The following is a 17397-nucleotide window of genomic DNA, read 5'->3' on the forward strand; positions in this document are numbered from 1 at the left end:
GCGGGGCGGGTCGGTGGCACCGCGTCGGCTCACCCGTCGCCGGCGGCACGGTGGCGGTCGGCCTCGGCGTCCGCGGCACCTGTCGGAACGCCGTCGCTGTCGCGGGCGGCGTGGGACAGGTCCACGTCCGCTCCGGTCCGGGCGGCGTCGGCCGCCGCGTCGTCCGCGCCGACGATCTCCCCGCCAGCGTCGGCACCCGCGCCGTCGTCGTCGATGAGCTGTTCGGGGGCGGCCAGTGCGATCGGTACATACCTGGGCTCGGTCATCTCGTCCTCCTCCGGGGTCCCTGCGTGCTTCCCCTACCGCTACCCCGAGGAGTGCTCGACACACCCTCGACCATGCCGGCGAGGGGGTGCACGGACACCGTCCAGATGAGAGCCAGCTGCACCGCGACGATCTGCGGGGCATCTCCGGCGCATCGGCGTCGCGCTCGGAACGGGCAGCGGACCGTCGGCCAGCATCACGCTACGTAGTGACGTCATACGTCAGACGATGATGCTAATCTATTTCGGCGCGGTAAACGGATCTCGACTGCGGAAGGATCACGATGCCATCGGATCGGCCGACAGTCAGCTCCGCCTTCACGCGTCATACCCGTGCACGGGCGGCCGGCAACATCCCCACGGCCGCGGCAGGACGCACAGTCGTCCTGCCCAGACGACGGGCGATCGCCGCCGCGACGCCCGTCCCTGCCCGTGCGGACTCCGGCATCGCCGCGTCCAGCCACGCCGTCCCCCGCTGGTCGTTGTCCCGCCAATCAGAACGGGACGTCCGCCCAGCTGCGTGTCGCCGACGCGGGTCGAATGCCGCACGTCGTCAGCAACGCATACCCAAGGAGGTTTGACTGTGCCACTTCGAAAACTCACCACCCCCTGGATAGGGGCGGCCATGGCCGCCATGATGATGGTCGCCGTCGGGGCGTACGTCATCATGACCGGCGCATCCGCATCCGCGGCCAGCACCGCCGGCTGCGGCAAGGCGCCCGGATTGAACAGCGGCACCCACACCATCCAGAGCAGCGGAAAGAGCCGCAGCTTCATCCTTCGGCTGCCCGACAACTACAACAACACCTATGCCCACCGGCTGGCCTTCGGGTTCCACTGGCTGGGCGGCACCTCCAGCCAGGTCGCGGGCGGCGGCACCGACGGAGCGTCGTGGGCCTACTACGGCATGCTCTCGCAGGCGAACAACACGACGATCTTCGTCGCCCCGCAGGGCCTCAACGGCGGCTGGGGCAACTCCAACGGTGAGGACGTCACCTTCACCGACGACATGATCCGCATGATCGACAACGCGCTCTGTGTGGACACCACCCAACGTTTCTCGGTCGGGTTCAGCTACGGCGGCGCGATGAGCTACTCGTTGGCGTGTTCCCGGCCGAACGTGTTCCGTGCGGTCGCGGCAATCGCCGCCCCCGGGGCGATCAGCGGATGCAGCGGCGGCACCCAGCCAGTGGCGTACCTGGGGATTCACGGCATCAACGACAACATCGGGAGCGGACGGTCGCTGCGCGACAGGTTCGTCCGGAACAACGGCTGTGCCGCGCAGACCCCGCCGGAACCGCGGGCGGGCAGCCTGACCCACATCACCACCGCGTACTCGTGCCAGCCCGGATACCCGGTGCTCTGGGCCGCCTTCGACGGCGGCCACCAGCAGGGACCGGTGGACGGGTGTGCCGGCTGTGAGAGCGGCGCGCGGAGCTGGGTCAAGCAGGAGGTGTGGCGGTTCTTCAGCCAGTTCGGGTCCACCGTGCCGCCCACCAGCGCACCGCCCACCACCACTCCCCCGCCGTCGAGCCCGCCGCCGGGTGGTCAGCAGAACGTGCAGATCGTGGGTAGCCAGTCCGGCCGCTGCGTCGACGTCCCCGGTTCCAGCACCACCAACGGGGCCCGCCCGGCGCTGTGGGACTGTCACGGTCGCACCAACCAGCGCTGGACCCACACCTCCAACCGCGCCCTGACCGTCTACGGCAACAAGTGCCTGGACGCCAGCGGCGCGGGCAGCAGCAACGGCACCGCTGTCATCATCTGGGACTGCAACGGCCAGGCCAACCAGCAGTGGAACCTGAACGCCAACGGCACCATCACCTCTGCCCAGTCGGGGCTCTGCCTCGACGCCGTCAACTCCGGCACGGGCAACGGAACGCAACTGCACCTCTGGGCCTGCCAAGGCAGCGCCAACCAGCAGTGGAGCACGCGCGCCTAGTGCCACATCCGGCTACTGCCGGCGACGCGCCGCCCGGGCACTTTCCCGGGCGGCGCGTCGCCGTCGGCTACCGGCCCGCCTACCATTTCGCCATGCAGGACAGCACCGACGGCGTACGGATCAGACGCGGTAGCCCGGCCGACGCACCCGCCGTACTGAAGATGCTCGACGCCGCGGTGACGTGGATGAACGATCGGGGCAATACCGAGCAGTGGGGCACCACCCCGTTCTCCGCGAAGCCCGGCGGGGCCGACCTGGTCGACCGGTACCTGACCGAGAACTTCCCGTACATCGCTGAGCTGGACGGGACACCAGCCGCGACCCTGGTGCTGGACTCCGGGCCCAGCCCGCGCGCACCGATCGCGCCCGCGGCAGAACCCGAGCGGTACGTCCGCCTCCTGGTGACCGACCGACGGTTCGCCGGTCGACACCTCGGAGCGGCCCTGTTGGCGCACGCGGTGGAGGAGACCCGACGCGCCGGCGTGCGGTTGCTCCGGGTGGACTGCTGGGCGGGCGGTGGTGGCGAGTTGGTGGCGTTCTACGAGCGCAACGGGTTCACCCCCACCGACACCTTCCGAGCTGGCTCCTGGCCGGGGCAGGTGCTGGCCCGGCGGGTCGACTGAGTCGTACCCGCTGTCTCCGCGATGGGGCGAACACGTCCTCAACGGCGGGTGGCGCGGTGCAGCGCGGCGACACCGCCACTGAGGTTGCGCCAACCCACCCGCTGCCAGCCCGACGCGGCGATCCGCTCCGCCAGGTCCCGCTGATCCGGCCAGACGCGAATGGACTCGGTCAGGGGTCGTACCGTTCGGCGACGCCGTCGAACATCGCGGCGACCGTTGACGGCTGCTTGTCCAGACCGGCCCGCGTCACGGCGTCACCGCTGCTGCCGGTACCGCCGTCGTGAGCAGGTACTCGACCTCCAACCGGAAGCGACCGCCGTCGGCCACCCCACGGTCGCCGACGAACGAGCGCAGGTCCGCGCGCAACGCCTCCCACCGGCCCTGGGCCACCAGCCGATCCCGTTCGGTGACGACGTGACCGGCGGTGTCGATGAGCAGGCTGGTCGCCGCGTCGGCGTTGGCGAAGCTCAGGCCCAACCGGTGCACGACCGTCGACGTGATCCGCAGGTCGGCGTCTGCCAGGAGCTGGCCGACGAGCGTGCGGTCACCCCATCGGCTCGGTGGGGCGCCTCCGGCCGGAGGCGGCGGTAGATATCCGCCGAGCACCTGGCCCATGGCCGGCAGCAGACTGCCCGGTGTCCAGGCGGCCAGCAGGACCCGGCCCGCGGGGGCACACACCCGGCTCAGTTCCCGGGCCGCCGCTTCGTGGTCGTTCGCGTACATCACGCCGAACACCGACAGGACCACGTCGGCCGCATCATAGGGAAGCGGCAGGCGACAGGCGTCCGCGACCTGCCAGTCGACCGTCAGGCCGTCGTCCGCGGACCGACGCCAGGCCAGCTCCACAAGCGCCGGCTCCAGGTCCACCCCGACGGTACGGGCTCCGCACCGGGCGGCCAGTATCGCCGCGTTGCCCGTACCGGTGGCCACGTCGACCACCCGTTCACCCGGCCGTATCGCGGCGGCCGCCACCACCGTTTCGGCGACCGGCATCAGCCGCCGCGCCATGGCCGGATAGTCGCCGGAAGCCCACGTGGTCACGGATGCACTCTCCCATGGACCCCTGGGACGCCGGTCGGGACAGGTGTGCACACGCGGCACTCGGGGCGTCGCCGGTACCAGTAGGCGAGGGTGGCGGCGGCGAGCAGGAGCCCCCAGAGCGGGAAGGGCATCAACAGGACCAGGAGATGATCCGAGAGGTCGGTTCCGGCCCCGAAGGACTGCTGTACCAGCGAATGGCCGGCGATGCACATCATGAGGGCCACGATCAGGCCGGGTATGACCGCCGCGTGGACGGGTACTGGGCGACCGCCGACAAACGGCAACGAGCGTGGGAAGACCTCGCCGCGGGGCCGGATCAAGCCGAGAGTCAGCCAGGTGCCTGCCTCGCCGGCGACCGCGAGGGCCAGTCCGAAGATGCGGAGACCGGGGTGTGCGGCGAGGGTCTCGGCGCTTTCCCCGATGGGCCAGGGCGTCAGCCAGCTCAGTCTGGTCACCACGTACGGCAGGGGGCACAGGGCGGCGGCCCAGGTCAGGACGCGACCCCAGGACGACGCCGCCGCTGGTGTCGTCCACGCCGCTCCCGGGCGTCCACAGGACTGGCAGTGGCCGCGGTGGTGCCGCAGGAGACGGACCAACACCGCAGCCCAACAGGCGCCGACGGCCAGGGATCCGAACACGACGAACGGTCGGTAGCCGATCGGTTCGGCGTCGCGGGCGATGTAGCCCAACCACAGCAGCAGCGCGACGAAGGCTGCCGCTCCGACGGTGATGCCACCGGCGCCCGCGGCGCGACCGCTGCGTGGCCTCGCGGACCTGAACAGGCGCGTGGCCAGTGCGGCGGTGATCGCGGCAGGCACCGCCAGCGTCATCAGGTACGCGGTGATGGTGAGCACCTGGATGTCGGGAACCAGGAAGCCGAGCAGCGTCGCCGCGACGGCGGCGACCACGATGCCGCCGACCCGGACCGCCGCGCCGACCCGGCCGCTGCGGAGCAGACCGACCAGCGCCAGCCCGACGACGCCGGCCGTCAGGGCGAGCACGACAGCCGTGTCCGACGGCACGTAGGTCATGAGGGAGAGATCCGCGAACCGGTCCTGCGGGCCGAACGGGTAGCTGCTCGGTCGCAGCCACCACCGGACCCCGACAGCGACCAGCAGGAGGGACCCGACCAGGACGCCGGTCTCCGGCCAGCCGGCGACATATCGATGGTGTGCTGACGCCGGGGCGTCATCCGTCAGTGCTGCGTGCATCTCTGTTCTCCCCGTGGGTGAGCCAGCCACGCCCGTGACCGGCATCGTGACGCCAGCATCGCCGCGCTCAGGAACCCCTCGCCATCTGCCGATCGGTAGATACCGGTCGGCAGCGCGACGCGGTTACGGTGACCTCGTGATCTCGCTGAACGCCCTGGGAGCCCGGTACGGGCGCGTGTCCCGCAGCCGTACGGCACGAGCAACTGCGGCGATCGGCGCCTGCCTCGCTGTCGTCGTACCGGCCGGGGTCTGGGGTTCGGGCGGCCACCCACCGCTCGCCCTCGTAGCCGTGCTGGCCCTTGCGACGCTCGCCGGGCACGCGGCGATCTGGCCGCGCGCCCGGCACCTGACCGGCGTGAGCAGCGTCGTGGTGTCCGTGCTGTCACTCGGCGCGGTGGCGCTGTGGCACCACGCCGGCGCTCCCATGCCGGCGGGGCCGTGGCCCCTGCTGACCACGGCAGTCCTGGTCGCCTACCTCGCCCTGGTCTGCCGGATGGCCACGTCCCGCATCTCGACACTGACGGTCGCCGTGGCGATCCTCGCGGAGAGCGTGCTGGCCGTTCCGATCACCGGGGCCGCCGAACTGGGCTGGCGCGACCGCGTCGCCGTCTGCGTCTTCTGGTCGCTGGCCGGGTTCGCCGGCATCGCCGCCGGTCGGTACCTGCGCCGCCTCGACGAGGCCCGGGTACGCGCCGTCCGGCTGGCTCGCCGGGCGCAACGCGTCCAACTCGCCACCGACCTCCACGACTTCGTCGCCCATGACGTCAGCGCGATGGTGATCCAGGCGCAGGCCGGACGGATCCTGCTCGACGAGGGTGTCGACGTCGCCGAGGTACTCCAGGCCATCGAGGCGGACGGCACCCGCGCGTTGAACGCGATGGATCGCACCATCCGGCTGCTCCGGGAACTTGAGGATGTCGCTGGCGCGGTCCGCACGCCCTTGCCGGATGCCAGCGAGTTGCCGAACCTGATCCGGCGGTACGCGGCCGCCTGGGACGGACCCGTCACCGTCGCTGTCGATCCGGGACTCGAATCCTCGTTGCTGCCCGAGGCGAGCACGACCGCCTACCGCGTGGTTGTCGAAGCGCTCACGAACGTGCGCCGCCATGCCCACCCCGGGGCCGCCGTCGACGTACGGCTGCACCGCAGGCTCGAAGGCGTCACCGTGGCCGTGACGAACACGTCACCCACCGACCAGCAGAGCTCCGCACCGATGCACAGTCGGCGCGATCCGGTACGACGGCGCAGCGGCACCGGGCTGAACGCCCTGGCCGAACGAGTCGACATGCTCGGCGGCACGCTCGACTACGGGCCGCAGTCGCCCGCTGGATGGCAACTACGTGTCGACCTGCCCGCCGACGTGCTGCGGACGACAGCATGACCATCCGCGTACTCCTCGCTGATGATCAGCACTCCGTCCGCTTCGGGTTCCGCACCATCCTGGGGGCCGCCACGGACATCGAGGTCGTCGGCGAGGCCGCCGACGGTGCGACGGCGCTGACCCTGACTCGGCGACTGCGTCCCGACGTCGTCATCGCCGACATCCGCATGCCCGGGATGGACGGACTCGAACTGACACGCAGGCTGTGCGCGGCAGACGCTCCCGTCGCGGCGCGCGTCGTGGTGGTGACGGCCTACGATCTCGATGCCTACGTGCACACCGCGCTCCGCCACGGCGCCAGCGGATTCCTCGTCAAACACTCCGGGCCGGCGCTTCTCACCGAGGCGGTTCGCGCCGCGGTGGCCGGCGACGCGTTGATCAGCCCCACCGTGACGGTTCGGCTGCTCCGCGAACTCTCCCGGACCACGATCGCGCCCGCCCGCAAGCCGGAACCCGCGCTGTCCGACCGCGAGATGGAGGTCGTCTCCCTGGTGGCCGACGGTCTGACCAACCCCGAGATCGGCGCCAGACTGTTCATCACCACGGGAACCGTCAAGACCCACCTGGCCAGCGTCCACCGCAAGCTGGGCGTGCGGAATCGCGTCGGCATCGCGCAGTGGGCGTGGGAGACACGCGCCCACACCCGCATGCCGGGCGGCGAGCAGCGCTAGTCCCCTGTCGGCGTGCCGGGCCGACCGGTCGCGCGTGCTACTTGCTCCGGGAGCGCAGGAACAGGATGACGACGATGGCCACCACGACGAGGACGAAGAAGCCGATCAGCACCGGTTGGGAGACCGGCGTCTTCGGACCTCCGACCACGGCAAGGTTGTCCAGCATGGCAGTTTCCGTCCACTGAGGAGGTAGGCGTTCGGGACTGTCCCCTTCCCAGAATGCGTGGCGCGCAACCCACTCCGACGCGGGGAGCAGACCGAGGCGCCGCGACCGCCTCGCTGGTGTCCCCCGGTCGAGCGCGACACGCTCCCCGACCTCCCGATCCGTAACAGGCCCGAAACTACCGGTTGAGAATCCTGGAACTTCGTGCCAGCCTGAGAGCCATCGACGAGTGTGAACGTTAACGCTAACGACCCGTGGTTTTCGCTCTCACCACCGGAGGATCAGCATGATGTCCCCGGACCCGTCCCACCGGGCGCACCCGACCACTGACGCTCACATCTTCCGGAACGACGGCGGTAATTCTGCTCCGAGGGCGCCCGGCCCGGGTCTGCTGACGCGGCAGCACTGACGGACGGACAACGCCGGGGCACCCACCCACCACCAGGAGGTACCAACCATGCGCGGACATGCGAACCACCCCCCACCCGAGGAAGACAACCGGGTGTCCTCCCGTCTTCGCGGACGGCTGCTGAAACTTGCCGCCGCGGGGATCGCCGCCGCAGTCGCGATGTTCACCCTGACGATGACGACCGGATCGGCATCGGCCGCCGACAACCCGTACCAGCGAGGCCCGGACCCCACCCGGACCAGCGTCACCGCCGTGAACGGCCCCTTCGCCAACACGTCGGTGAGCGTCCCGACCGGGTACGGCTTCAACGGCGGCCGGATCTACTACCCGACCGACACCAGCCAGGGCACCTTCGGGGCCATCGCGATCTCGCCCGGCTACACCGCGTTGTTCTCCGCCGAACTGGCCTGGATGGGTCCGTGGCTGGCCTCCCACGGCTTCGTCGTGATCGGCATCGAGACCAACAGCCGTAACGACTTCGACACGGCTCGAGGCACCCAGTTGCTCGCCGCACTGGACTACCTGACCCAGCAGAGCCCGGTACGCGACCGGGTCGATCCCACCCGGTTGGCGGTCGCCGGTCACTCGATGGGTGGCGGTGGCGCACTGAGCGCGGCCATCCGGCGCCCGTCGTTGAAGGCAGTGGTCGGCATCGCGCCGTACTCGCCGTCGTCGAACCTGGCCAACGACCGGGTGCCCACGATGATCTTCGCTGGGCAGGCGGACACGGTGGTCACCCCGTCCTACGCCACCGGTCTGTACAACAGCCTCCCGGCCACCACGGAGAGCGTCTACGTGGAGGTCGCCGGCGCGGATCACGGGTTCATGGTCGGACGGTCGAACCCGGTGATGGTCCGCACCATGCTGCCGTTCGTCAAGATGTTCGTCGACAACGACGCCCGGTACAGCCAGTTCCTGTGCCCGTTGCTGGACTCCAGCGGCGTGGTCACCTACCGCAGCACCTGCCCGTTGCTGCCCTCGACGCCCACCAGCCCGACGGCGACCCCCACCAACACGCCGAGCCCCACCAACACGCCGACCCCCACCGCGTCGCCCTCCGTCCCGCCCACCTCGGCCAGCGAGATCGTCGGGACGCAGTCCGGTCGGTGCGTCGACGTACCCAACGCCGCACGCACCAACGGCACCCGCGTGCAACTCTGGGGCTGCAACAAGCAGACCAACCAGGCATGGACCTACACCGCAGGCAAACAACTCCAGGTGTACGGCACCATGTGCCTGGACGCGGCGGGCTCCGGCAACGGCGCGGCGGTGCAGATCTACGGCTGCCACAGCCAGACCAATCAACAGTGGAACGTCAACTCCAACGGCACCATCAGCAGCGTCCAGTCCGGACGATGCCTGGACGTCTGGAGCACGGCCAACGGAGCCCAGATTCAGCTGTACGACTGCCACGGACAAACCAACCAGCAGTTCCGGCTCGCGCCCCTCGCGTAAGGATCGCGGCCGGACGGCAACGGGCGGGCTCGGCGTCACGCCGGGCCCGCCCGGATCAGATCAGAGCGCCCGGTAGTAGACGGCGATCGGCAGCGGAGTACAACCAAGTGCTTCGTACAGGGCTCGGGCGGGGGCATGGAATCCGTCCCCGCCCGTGCCGATCATGACGACCTCGGCACCGAGTTCCCGCATCGCGGCGAACGCGTGCTCGCACAGCACGGTGCCCGCGCCGAGCCGGCGGTGCTGCGCGGACACGGCGAGGATCGTGACGCTGGCATTTCGGCGCTCGGGTTCTACTGCCCAGGCCACGTAGCCGGCGACGGCACCGTCGATCTCAGCGACCGCGACGTACCGGTGCTCGGCGGGGTCGTGGAGCCCGGCAACCTGCTTGACGTAGTCGTCGCGCCACGTGCCGTGCTGGTTGGCGAAGACTGCCTCGCCCACGAGGGGGCGGAAGGAGTCCTCGTAGAACGGCCCGAACGTCTCGATTGTCAGTTCGGTGAGCCGGGCCAGGTCACGCGGAACAACGAGCGGATACGCATGTGAGTGTGCCTCTCGAGCCGAGGATCTGAAAGCCAACAAAACGGGCATCAGATGGCCGGCTGGCGGCCGGAACGGCGGCAAGCCGACCCTCAGCGGCGGGTACGCCAAGCGGCGAAGCAACACATGGTCGAAATCCTACCGGGCACCGCAACGGCAATCGCGTCCCTTCTAGAGGGAGCACCAGCAGTACAGGCCCTCACCCGCGTCCCGGGCGCGCTGCGCGAGGGCGGTGACCTTGTCGATGACCGGGAGCATCTCGTCGTCGGGTAGCGGACCGCTCCGCGCCAACTCCTCGGTCCGCCCCCACCGCGCGGACAACTCCGGCATCTGCGGCGTGGCGATGGAGGCGAGGGTGTCCCGCGTGGCCCGATCGAGCGACATCAGCCACGGCCCCTCCTGCTCGTCCTCACTCCACACCAGATCGGTACCGATCAGGCTCGCGTTCCAGTCGACCTGGCGCACGAAACCCACGAGCTGGCCGAGGATCACCGTCGGCTCGATGCCCTTCAGGTCGACCGCATCCACGGCCGCGCCGCCGTGACCGACGGCGAGCGGCCCGCCCTCGAAATCCTCCACCAACCTGACAGCCGCAGCGTCGTCCTCGGCCCGGAAGTAGTCGTACAGCAGACCCATGGCGTGCACTCCACCACAGGGGTACGACAGCAGATGCCCCCGCCGATCCCGCCCACTTCCTCGGATCTGTAAACAACCCTTGATATTAAACTTCACGAACGTCAATATGTGGAGGTCGCGGGTCGTCGAAGCCTGGGGAGTGAGCCATGAGGAGCCGTCGGTTTTTCGCAGTGGTGGCCGGGGCGGCGATGACCGTCACGGCGGCCGTCGCCTTCGTCCCCAGCAGCATGGCGGCCGTGTCCTCGGCGGATGCCGTGCCGATGGTCGCCTGCACCGCCCCGGCCTGGGCCGAGGGCACCACGTACCAGACGGGCGCCCAGGTCACCTACGGCGGCCGGCTCTACCAGGCACTTGTCACCCACACCGCGCACCCCGGCGCCGGCTGGAACCCGGCCGCGACCCCGTCGCTGTGGCGTGACCTGGGCGCGTGCTCGGGAAGCACTCCGCCGCCCACCACCGCCCCACCGACCACGGCGCCACCCACCACTGCGCCACCCACCACTCCACCCCCGACCACACCGCCCCCGACCACGCCACCCCCCACCGGCGGGACCTGCGCGGTGAAGTCGCGGCCCACCGGCAAGGTGTTGCAGGGCTACTGGGAGAACTGGGACGGCGCCTCCAACGGCGTACACCCCGGTCTCGGCTGGATCCCGATCACCGACAGCCGGCTCAGCCAGCACGGCTACAACGTGATCAACGCGGCGTTCCCGGTGATCCGCGCGGACGGCACGGTCCTCTGGGAGAACGGCATGGACGCCGGCGTCAAGGTCGCCACCCCGGCCGAGATGTGCCAGGCCAAGGCCGCCGGCGCCACCATCCTGATGTCGATCGGCGGAGCCGCCGCGGGCATCGACCTGAGTTCCACCGCGGTCGCCGATCGGTTCGTCGCGACGATCGTGCCGATCCTGACGGCGTACCACTTCGACGGGATCGACATCGACATCGAGACCGGCCTGACCGGCAGCGGCAACATCAACACCCTGTCCACGTCGCAGGCGAACCTGATCCGGATCATCGACGGCGTGCTGGCCCGGATGCCGTCGAACTTCGGCCTCACCATGGCACCGGAGACCGCCTACGTCACCGGCGGCAGCGTGGTCTACGGCTCGATCTGGGGCTCGTACCTGCCGATCATCAAGAAGTACGTGGACAACGGCCGGCTCTGGTGGCTGAACATGCAGTACTACAACGGCAGCATGTACGGCTGCAACGGCGACTCGTACCCGGCGGGCACCGTGCAGGGCTTCACGGTGCAGACACAGTGCCTCAACAACGGCCTCACCATCCAGGGCACCACCATCCGCGTGCCGTACGACAAGCAGGTCCCGGGCCTGCCCGCGCAGATCGGGGCGGGCGGCGGCCACCTGTCGACGTCGCTGGTCACGCAGGCCTGGAACTCCGTGCCCGGGCTGAAGGGCCTGATGACCTGGTCGGCGAACTGGGACGGGTCGAAGGGCTGGACCTTCGGCGACAACGTGAAGCGCCTCCAGGGCCGCTGACGGGTCACGTCGCCGGGCCCCCGCCAGCCGGCCTTTCGGCAGGCGCGGGCCCGGCGATTCAGGAGGCCGTGCCAGGATGGCGAACCGAAACTCGGTGCCGTTGCGATAGGTAGGCATGACCGCCCAGGACGACGCCGACCTCCTGGCCCTGACCGCAGGCGGCGACCGGAACGCGTTCGAGGCGTTCTACCGCCGGCACGCGCCATGGCTGCGCCTGCGCCTGTGCTACCGCTGTGCCGACGACGCCCTCGTCGACGACGTCGTGCAGGAGACGTTCCTCGCCGTGTGGACCGGCGCCGCCGCCTCCTTCCGGCCCCGCGACACCGACCCCGCCGCCTGGCTGTGGCGGATCGGGTCGCGCCGGCTCATCGACGCACTGCGTCGCCGCACGTCCCGCGACCGGCTCGGCCGGCTGCTGGCCCGCCTGGGCGGCCGGGACGAGTCGTCCGCCGAGGAGCAGGTGCTCATCGGCCTCGAACACGGCGACCTCGGCGGCGCCCTCGCCCGCCTCTCCCCGGAGTTGCGCGCGGTCATCCGCGCCACCGTCCTGGACGGCCTCTCCACCGCCGAGGCCGCCGTCCTGCTCGGCATCCCCGCCGGCACCGTCAAGACGCGGGCGATGCGGGCCCGCCGGCAACTGCGAGAGGAGTTGACATGACCTGGCACCTGCTCGACGAGGACCTGCGCGCCTACGCCACCCGTACCCTCGCCGCCCCTGGTCTGTGGTCCACGGAGGCGCACCTGGCGGCGTGCGGTGAGTGCCGCGAACGCCTCGCCGCCGCCGCGACCGCCGACCTGCGGTGGGCGATCGACGAGGGCTGGGCCCGCCTCGACGCCTCCCTGGACGCGCCGCGGCCGGGGCCTGTCGAACGGTTGATGATCGCGGTCGGCGTTCCCGACCACACCGCGCGGCTGCTCGCGGCGACGCCCGCGCTGCGGCTGTCGTGGCTCGTGGCGATCGCGGTCACGGCCACGTTGACGGCAACGATCGCCCTGTTCACCGACCCGGTCGTGTTCCTCGCGGTCGCCCCGCTGTTGCCGCTGGTCGCGGTCGCGATGTCCTTCGCGCCCGGCATCGACCCCACCTACGAGATCGCGGTGGTCGCTCCGATCCGCTCGTTCCGGTTACTGCTCTTGCGGTGCCTCGCGGTCCTGTCCGCGACCACCGCGCTGTCCGCCGTGGCCAGCCTCTTCATCTACGAGTACGGGCTGCGCGCGACCGGTTGGTTCCTGCCGTCACTCGCCCTGACCGTGCTGTCGGTGCTGCTCTCGGCTCGGCTCGGCGCGGGGCCGGCCGCGGTCGTCGTCGGCGTCGGCTGGGCGACGGTGGTCGCCGCCACCTTCGGCGACCGGCTCGTCTTCACCCTGGCCGGGCAGGTCGGCGTCGTGATCGTCGGCGGGATCGCCGCCGTGGCACTGGCCCGTCAGCGCGGCACCTACGACCGCCACCACGTCCCCCACCTGTCGAGGAGAATGTCATGACTGCCGTTCAGGCAGACGGTCTGGCGCTGCGGTACGGGCGCACCACCGCGCTCGAGGACGTGTCGTTCACGCTGCGTACCGGGGTGACCGGGTTGCTCGGCCCGAACGGTGCGGGCAAGACGACGCTGCTGCGGATCGTCGCGACCGCCCTGCCGGCGGGTGGCGGCACGCTGCGGGTCTTCGGCCACGACCCGAGCACGCCACCCGGGCGGCTCGCGGTCCGGCGCCGGCTGGGCTACCTGCCGCAGGACCCCGGCTTCCACCCGTCGTTCACCGCGTTCGAGTTCGTCGACTACGTCGCGATCCTCAAGGAGCTCACCCACCGGACGGCGCGGCACACCGAGGTCGCCCGGGTGCTCTCCGCCGTCGGCCTCGACGACCGCCGACGGTCCCGGATCCGGACCCTGTCCGGCGGCATGAAGCAACGGCTCGCGCTGGCGGCCGCCCTGGTCGGCGACCCGGACCTCGTCATCCTCGACGAACCGACGGTCGGCCTCGACCCGGAGCAGCGGCTGCGGTTCCGGGAGCTGATCGCCGACCTCGGCGAGCACAAGACGGTGCTGCTGTCCACCCACCAGACCGAGGACGTCATGTCGCTGTGCCAGGAGGTCATCGTGCTGGACCGGGGCCGGGTCCGGTTCGAGGGCACCCCGGCCGAGCTGGCCGGGCTGGCCGCCGGCCGGGTGTGGACGAGCGCGGCGCGCCGGGCCGGGTCGTTGGCGTCGTGGCGGACGGGCACGGGGCTGTACCGTCACGTCGGCGACCCGCCAGCCGGGGCGAGGCTGGTGGAGCCGTCGATCGAGGACGGCTACCTGACGCTTGTCGGCGCCGGCGCCGAGGCGTCCGCGGTCGCGGGCGGTGCGCGATGACCGCGACCCTGACGGTCGCCACGCCGGCCCGTCCGACGCCGTCGTCCACACCCGGGCGTCGGCGAGCGCTGCTCGCACTCACCCGGTTCGAGTCGGTCCGGATGCTACGACACCCGCTCACCGTCGCGGCCGCGCTGCTCTTCCTCGGCCCGTGGCTGTGGGGCTCGTTGTCCGGCTCGGCCAACCGATATCCGGTGCTCCCCGACGAGCTGATCACCATCCAGCTGCTCGCGCTGCCGATCCTCGGCGGGTCGGCGCTGATCGTGGCGAACCTCGTCACCCTGCGGGCGTACCGGCACCACGTCGACGCGTCCTACGACGTGCTGGTGCTGCCGCCAGCCTGGCGGGTCGGCGGGTTCCTGCTGGCACTGCTACCGCTGGCCGGCCTCAGCCTGCTGCTCGTGGGCGTCCGGGTCGCGGTTTCCGCAGTGCTCCCGGGTGCGGCCGGAAGCGTCGACGTCGCCGCCCTGGTGACCCCGGCGGCGCTGACACTGCTCCTCGGTGCGGTCGGGGTGCTCTCCGGCGTCCTGATCCGCTCCCTGCTGATCGCCCCACTGCTCGTCCTGCTCGTTCTGGTGCTGGAGTTCACGGCGATCACCATGACCCTCGTCGGGACCGGCTGGCGGTTCCTGCTTCCGGTCTACATCAGCGAGTTCGCCGTCCCGGTCCCCGCCGGCGTCTCCGAGCGGCCCTCGGCCCGGCACCTCGCCTACCTGGTCGGGATCACCGTGCTGCTCGTCGCGGCCGTACTGGCCCGGGCCACCGCGCGGCGGTCGGTCGTCGCGGCCGGGCTTGCCGTCGGGCTGATCCTCACCGTCGGCGGAGGGGTGACCCAGTCGCTACCCGACCCGGGCATGGCGGCGGCCCGCGCGACTGTCGAAGACCGGCCGGCGAGCATCCAGTCGTGCGTCAGGCGCGGCGACGTCACCTACTGCTACTTCGACGGGTTCGATGGGTTCGTCCCCGGGTGGGAGTCGGTGGTGACCTCCGTACGCGCGGTGGTGCCGGACAGCGCCGCCTCGTCCGGACCACCGCTCGCGGTGCGGCAGCGGGCCCTCGTCGAGGAGATCTCGGCCGGGGGCGCCGGGTCCGTCGCCGAGGCCATGCAGGTGGTGGCCGGCTGGAAGGTCGATGACGCGGCGGCGGGCACCCCGGAGGCGGTCCGGGTCGACACCGCGTGGGGCGACGATCGGGCAGCCGCCGCCCTGGCCGCCGAGGTTGCCTACCGGCTGATGGCCGCGAAGGCGTACGACGGGGGGAACTTCCTCTGCGGGGCGCAGGCCGCGCTCCTGGTGTGGCTGGTCGGGCGGGCGTCGCCGACCACCCTGGCCGGGATGCGTTCGCTGGACGAGACGAGCACCGGCGCGCTCGTCTTCAGCGACACATCGGGCCTGTACGGCATCTTGGCGCCCGACCGGGCGGCGGCACCGGCGATGGAGCTGCTGGAGCGGCAGTCCGACGAGGTGCCGTCGCTGGTCGAGCGACACTGGGCCGAGCTGACCGCGCCCGAGACTCCGCTGGAGCGCTTCGGTGCCATCTTCGGGGTGCCGGTCCAGCCGCTCGCGCCGGACGACGAAGCGCTGCCGTGCGTCCCGTGAGCGGCGTACCCGCCATCGGCTCGTCGAGGCAGGCGGCCGGCCGGCTCGTGCCGAGGCGGGGTGGACGACTGCGGACGGTGGCGGCGCTGGTCTGGCCGACGCTGCGGGCGACGCGGATCTCGCCGCTGCTGGCGGCCGGGGTCGTCGGTGCGGCGATCGTGACCCCACCGGCCGTGACCGGCTCGGTCCTGCCTCCCGACGAGCACATCACGTTGCTGCGGTTGGTGCTGGCCTGCATCGGTCTCGGCGTCACGTTCGCGCTCGACGACGCCGCGAAGCCGACCACGGAGACCCTGCCGGTTCCGGCCTGGCTCGGCGCACTGCTACGAGCGGTCCCCGCCGCGGTCATCGGTGGTGCGTGCTGGGCGGCGGCGTTGCTGGTGACGCGGTCCGGGCCGGAGACCGCTTCGTTGCCGTACCCGGACCTGACCCGTGAGGCTGCGACCGTCGCGGCGGTCGCGTTCCTCGCGTCGGCAGTCGGCTGGCGACGGTCGCCGCGCGGGATCGCCAGCCCACTCGCCGCCCCGATGCTGCTGCTGGGGATGGCGGTGGTGGCGCTGCTGCCGGCCTCGGTGGCTCTCCTCGTCGGCACCGGCGACGGCTGGAACGCGGCCCACGACCGCTGGATGTACCTCCTGGCGGGGACACTGGTGGCGACCGCCGGGGTGCTCACGGCCCGCCGGTGACCTGGGCGCGGCTGACAGCCGTGCGGTCCACCAGGGTACGAGCGACGTCGCGGACCGTACGCGTGGTGTTCCGCGCCGTCGTCGTCAGGACGGCGAAGGCCTCGTCGGCCGTGCAGCGCCGATCGCCCATGATGATGCCCTTCGCCTGTTCGATGACAGCTCCACTGTCCATGGCGGCGTCGATGTGTCGGGAGAGGGTCGTCCTGGCGTTGTCGAGGTGGTCGTTGGCGATGGCGAGACTGGCGTAGCTGGCGAAGGTCTGCGCCACGGCGATGGTGTGATCGTCGAAGGCGTGGGGTTCGGTGGCGTAGAGGTTGAGTGCTCCGCCGATGGTGGCGTGGATCGGCAGGCCGATGGACAGGGAGCTGTGGGCTCCCGCGCGCAGCGCGCGGGCTGTCCAGTCCGGCCAGCGGCTCTCGGTTGCCATGTTGCTGATCGACTCGATGGTGGTGGCGGCGGCGGCTTGCAGGCAGGGGCCGTGGCCCAGCTCGTACTGCGACTCGTCGAGGGCCAGGGCGAGGCCACCGGTGCAGGCCGGGGTGTGGGCCTCCTTGCCCTGCACCAGGCTGACCGACGCCTCGGTGACCTCCGGGATGCTGAGTCCGGTGAGGTCGACGACGCGCTGGAACACGTCGCGAAGGCTGGTCTTGCCGGGCAAGATCCGCCCAAGCTCCGCGAAGGCGTTGCTGGGCTCGATGGGATGGCTGTACGCCATAGGCGTGTCCTGAGAAAGGCGCACCGATCGGCCCTCGGTGGGCGCCGGTCTGCGTAGGTTGCTGTAGCCCTCCAGAGGGGAGTCCTAGACCTACGCCGCTTCTTGACGATGGTTCGGTCGACGGTTGCTGGCGTCGACTACAGACCCCTCACCATACGCGCGCCGTGGCGAACCGGTTCCTGGACCGTACGAGCCGAGCACGGGCCGTGG

Annotated in this window: 18 protein-coding genes and 1 pseudogene; 11 read left to right on the plus strand and 8 right to left on the minus strand. The window is 71.0% G+C overall.

The genetic code is table 11. From position 1 onward, the window contains the following. Positions 1-29: 29 nt before the first annotated feature. A complete protein-coding gene (locus tag AB0O48_RS32030; protein ID WP_357255225.1) occupies positions 30-266 on the minus strand; it encodes a hypothetical protein in 237 nt (78 codons plus the stop codon). Between the two features lie 631 nt (positions 267-897). Between AB0O48_RS32030 and AB0O48_RS32035 the strand changes: the two genes are divergently transcribed. Together AB0O48_RS32035 and AB0O48_RS32040 are read left to right on the plus strand one after the other, a co-directional pair. Continuing rightward, positions 898-2205 carry a ricin-type beta-trefoil lectin domain protein gene (locus AB0O48_RS32035; protein ID WP_357255317.1) on the plus strand — a complete coding sequence of 436 codons (1308 nt, stop codon included), beginning with the start codon at positions 898-900 and terminating at the stop codon, positions 2203-2205. A gap of 92 nt (positions 2206-2297) precedes the next feature. Beyond that, a complete protein-coding gene (locus AB0O48_RS32040) occupies positions 2298-2828 on the plus strand; it encodes a GNAT family N-acetyltransferase (protein WP_365069643.1) in 531 nt (176 codons plus the stop codon). Positions 2829-2866: 38 nt separating this feature from the next. Here AB0O48_RS32040 and AB0O48_RS32045 read toward each other — a convergent pair. From AB0O48_RS32045 to AB0O48_RS32055, 3 genes and pseudogenes are all read right to left on the minus strand, one after another. After that, a pseudogene (locus AB0O48_RS32045) lies at positions 2867-3001 on the minus strand (class I SAM-dependent methyltransferase); the annotation flags it as partial. A gap of 73 nt (positions 3002-3074) precedes the next feature. Continuing rightward, a complete protein-coding gene (locus tag AB0O48_RS32050; protein WP_365069645.1) occupies positions 3075-3869 on the minus strand; it encodes a class I SAM-dependent methyltransferase in 795 nt (264 codons plus the stop codon). Next, a complete protein-coding gene (locus AB0O48_RS32055) occupies positions 3866-5080 on the minus strand; it encodes a hypothetical protein (protein ID WP_365069647.1) in 1215 nt (404 codons plus the stop codon). Before AB0O48_RS32055 ends, AB0O48_RS32050 begins: the two co-directional genes overlap by 4 nt. A 136-nt stretch (positions 5081-5216) precedes the next feature. Here AB0O48_RS32055 and AB0O48_RS32060 point away from each other — a divergent pair, with 136 nt between their 5' ends. Continuing rightward, on the plus strand, positions 5217-6461 hold the full coding sequence (locus AB0O48_RS32060) for an ATP-binding protein (RefSeq protein ID WP_365069649.1): 1245 nt from the start codon (positions 5217-5219) through the stop codon (positions 6459-6461). Then, entirely contained in the window at positions 6458-7132 is a 675-nt protein-coding gene (locus AB0O48_RS32065) for a response regulator transcription factor (RefSeq protein WP_365069651.1), read from the plus strand. Before AB0O48_RS32060 ends, AB0O48_RS32065 begins: the two co-directional genes overlap by 4 nt. A gap of 37 nt (positions 7133-7169) precedes the next feature. Here the strand turns inward: AB0O48_RS32065 and AB0O48_RS32070 are convergent, their stop codons facing one another. Further along, complete coding sequence (locus AB0O48_RS32070; protein ID WP_357255242.1) at positions 7170-7298, minus strand: hypothetical protein; 129 nt, start codon at positions 7296-7298, stop codon at positions 7170-7172. 454 nt (positions 7299-7752) lie between these two features. On the opposite strand from AB0O48_RS32070, the gene AB0O48_RS32075 reads away from it, so the two are divergent. Next, positions 7753-9159, plus strand: coding sequence for a ricin-type beta-trefoil lectin domain protein (locus AB0O48_RS32075; protein WP_357255245.1), 1407 nt, complete (start codon positions 7753-7755; stop codon positions 9157-9159). A 60-nt stretch (positions 9160-9219) separates the two neighbouring features. Here the strand turns inward: AB0O48_RS32075 and AB0O48_RS32080 are convergent, their stop codons facing one another. Both AB0O48_RS32080 and AB0O48_RS32085 read right to left on the minus strand, forming a co-directional pair. After that, positions 9220-9603 (minus strand): GNAT family N-acetyltransferase, encoded by a 384-nt coding sequence (locus AB0O48_RS32080; RefSeq protein ID WP_365069653.1) that lies wholly within the window; start codon positions 9601-9603, stop codon positions 9220-9222. A gap of 267 nt (positions 9604-9870) precedes the next feature. Then, the gene (locus tag AB0O48_RS32085) at positions 9871-10335 is read right to left on the minus strand and encodes a hypothetical protein (protein ID WP_365069655.1); all 465 of its coding nucleotides are present in this window, start codon (positions 10333-10335) and stop codon (positions 9871-9873) included. Positions 10336-10481: 146 nt separating this feature from the next. Here AB0O48_RS32085 and AB0O48_RS32090 point away from each other — a divergent pair, with 146 nt between their 5' ends. From AB0O48_RS32090 to AB0O48_RS32115, 6 genes are all read left to right on the plus strand, one after another. Beyond that, a complete protein-coding gene (locus AB0O48_RS32090; protein WP_365069658.1) occupies positions 10482-11837 on the plus strand; it encodes a glycosyl hydrolase family 18 protein in 1356 nt (451 codons plus the stop codon). Positions 11838-11952: 115 nt separating this feature from the next. After that, positions 11953-12495, plus strand: a complete 543-nt coding sequence (locus tag AB0O48_RS32095) for an RNA polymerase sigma factor (RefSeq protein WP_357255256.1) — start codon at positions 11953-11955, stop codon at positions 12493-12495. Further along, a complete protein-coding gene (locus tag AB0O48_RS32100) occupies positions 12492-13319 on the plus strand; it encodes a hypothetical protein (RefSeq protein WP_357255258.1) in 828 nt (275 codons plus the stop codon). The genes AB0O48_RS32095 and AB0O48_RS32100 overlap by 4 nt, the downstream gene beginning before the upstream one ends. Beyond that, complete coding sequence (locus AB0O48_RS32105; RefSeq protein ID WP_365069661.1) at positions 13316-14188, plus strand: ABC transporter ATP-binding protein; 873 nt, start codon at positions 13316-13318, stop codon at positions 14186-14188. The genes AB0O48_RS32100 and AB0O48_RS32105 overlap by 4 nt, the downstream gene beginning before the upstream one ends. Beyond that, entirely contained in the window at positions 14185-15786 is a 1602-nt protein-coding gene (locus tag AB0O48_RS32110) for a hypothetical protein (RefSeq protein WP_357571222.1), read from the plus strand. Before AB0O48_RS32105 ends, AB0O48_RS32110 begins: the two co-directional genes overlap by 4 nt. Next, positions 15774-16472, plus strand: coding sequence for a hypothetical protein (locus AB0O48_RS32115; protein ID WP_357571223.1), 699 nt, complete (start codon positions 15774-15776; stop codon positions 16470-16472). The genes AB0O48_RS32110 and AB0O48_RS32115 overlap by 13 nt, the downstream gene beginning before the upstream one ends. Here the strand turns inward: AB0O48_RS32115 and AB0O48_RS32120 are convergent. Further along, on the minus strand, positions 16456-17187 hold the full coding sequence (locus AB0O48_RS32120) for a GAF and ANTAR domain-containing protein (RefSeq protein ID WP_365069663.1): 732 nt from the start codon (positions 17185-17187) through the stop codon (positions 16456-16458). The genes AB0O48_RS32115 and AB0O48_RS32120 overlap by 17 nt on opposite strands. Between the last annotated feature and the right edge of the window lie 210 nt (positions 17188-17397).

The organism is Micromonospora sp. NPDC085948, from assembly GCF_040686315.1.
Lineage (GTDB): Bacteria > Actinomycetota > Actinomycetes > Mycobacteriales > Micromonosporaceae > Micromonospora.

What these genes read in the sequence shown, in the direction of transcription:
- AB0O48_RS32030 (WP_357255225.1), bottom strand. Translation starts at nt 266, where the DNA reads ATGACCGAGCCCAGGTATGTACCGATCGCACTGGCCGCCCCCGAACAG.
- AB0O48_RS32035 (WP_357255317.1), top strand. Translation starts at nt 898, where the DNA reads ATGATGATGGTCGCCGTCGGGGCGTACGTCATCATGACCGGCGCATCC.
- AB0O48_RS32040 (WP_365069643.1), top strand. Translation starts at nt 2,298, where the DNA reads ATGCAGGACAGCACCGACGGCGTACGGATCAGACGCGGTAGCCCGGCC.
- AB0O48_RS32055 (WP_365069647.1), bottom strand. Translation starts at nt 5,080, where the DNA reads ATGCACGCAGCACTGACGGATGACGCCCCGGCGTCAGCACACCATCGA.
- AB0O48_RS32065 (WP_365069651.1), top strand. Translation starts at nt 6,458, where the DNA reads ATGACCATCCGCGTACTCCTCGCTGATGATCAGCACTCCGTCCGCTTC.
- AB0O48_RS32070 (WP_357255242.1), bottom strand. Translation starts at nt 7,298, where the DNA reads ATGCTGGACAACCTTGCCGTGGTCGGAGGTCCGAAGACGCCGGTCTCC.
- AB0O48_RS32075 (WP_357255245.1), top strand. Translation starts at nt 7,753, where the DNA reads ATGCGCGGACATGCGAACCACCCCCCACCCGAGGAAGACAACCGGGTG.
- AB0O48_RS32085 (WP_365069655.1), bottom strand. Translation starts at nt 10,335, where the DNA reads ATGGGTCTGCTGTACGACTACTTCCGGGCCGAGGACGACGCTGCGGCT.
- AB0O48_RS32090 (WP_365069658.1), top strand. Translation starts at nt 10,482, where the DNA reads ATGAGGAGCCGTCGGTTTTTCGCAGTGGTGGCCGGGGCGGCGATGACC.
- AB0O48_RS32095 (WP_357255256.1), top strand. Translation starts at nt 11,953, where the DNA reads ATGACCGCCCAGGACGACGCCGACCTCCTGGCCCTGACCGCAGGCGGC.
- AB0O48_RS32100 (WP_357255258.1), top strand. Translation starts at nt 12,492, where the DNA reads ATGACCTGGCACCTGCTCGACGAGGACCTGCGCGCCTACGCCACCCGT.
- AB0O48_RS32105 (WP_365069661.1), top strand. Translation starts at nt 13,316, where the DNA reads ATGACTGCCGTTCAGGCAGACGGTCTGGCGCTGCGGTACGGGCGCACC.
- AB0O48_RS32110 (WP_357571222.1), top strand. Translation starts at nt 14,185, where the DNA reads ATGACCGCGACCCTGACGGTCGCCACGCCGGCCCGTCCGACGCCGTCG.
- AB0O48_RS32120 (WP_365069663.1), bottom strand. Translation starts at nt 17,187, where the DNA reads ATGGCGTACAGCCATCCCATCGAGCCCAGCAACGCCTTCGCGGAGCTT.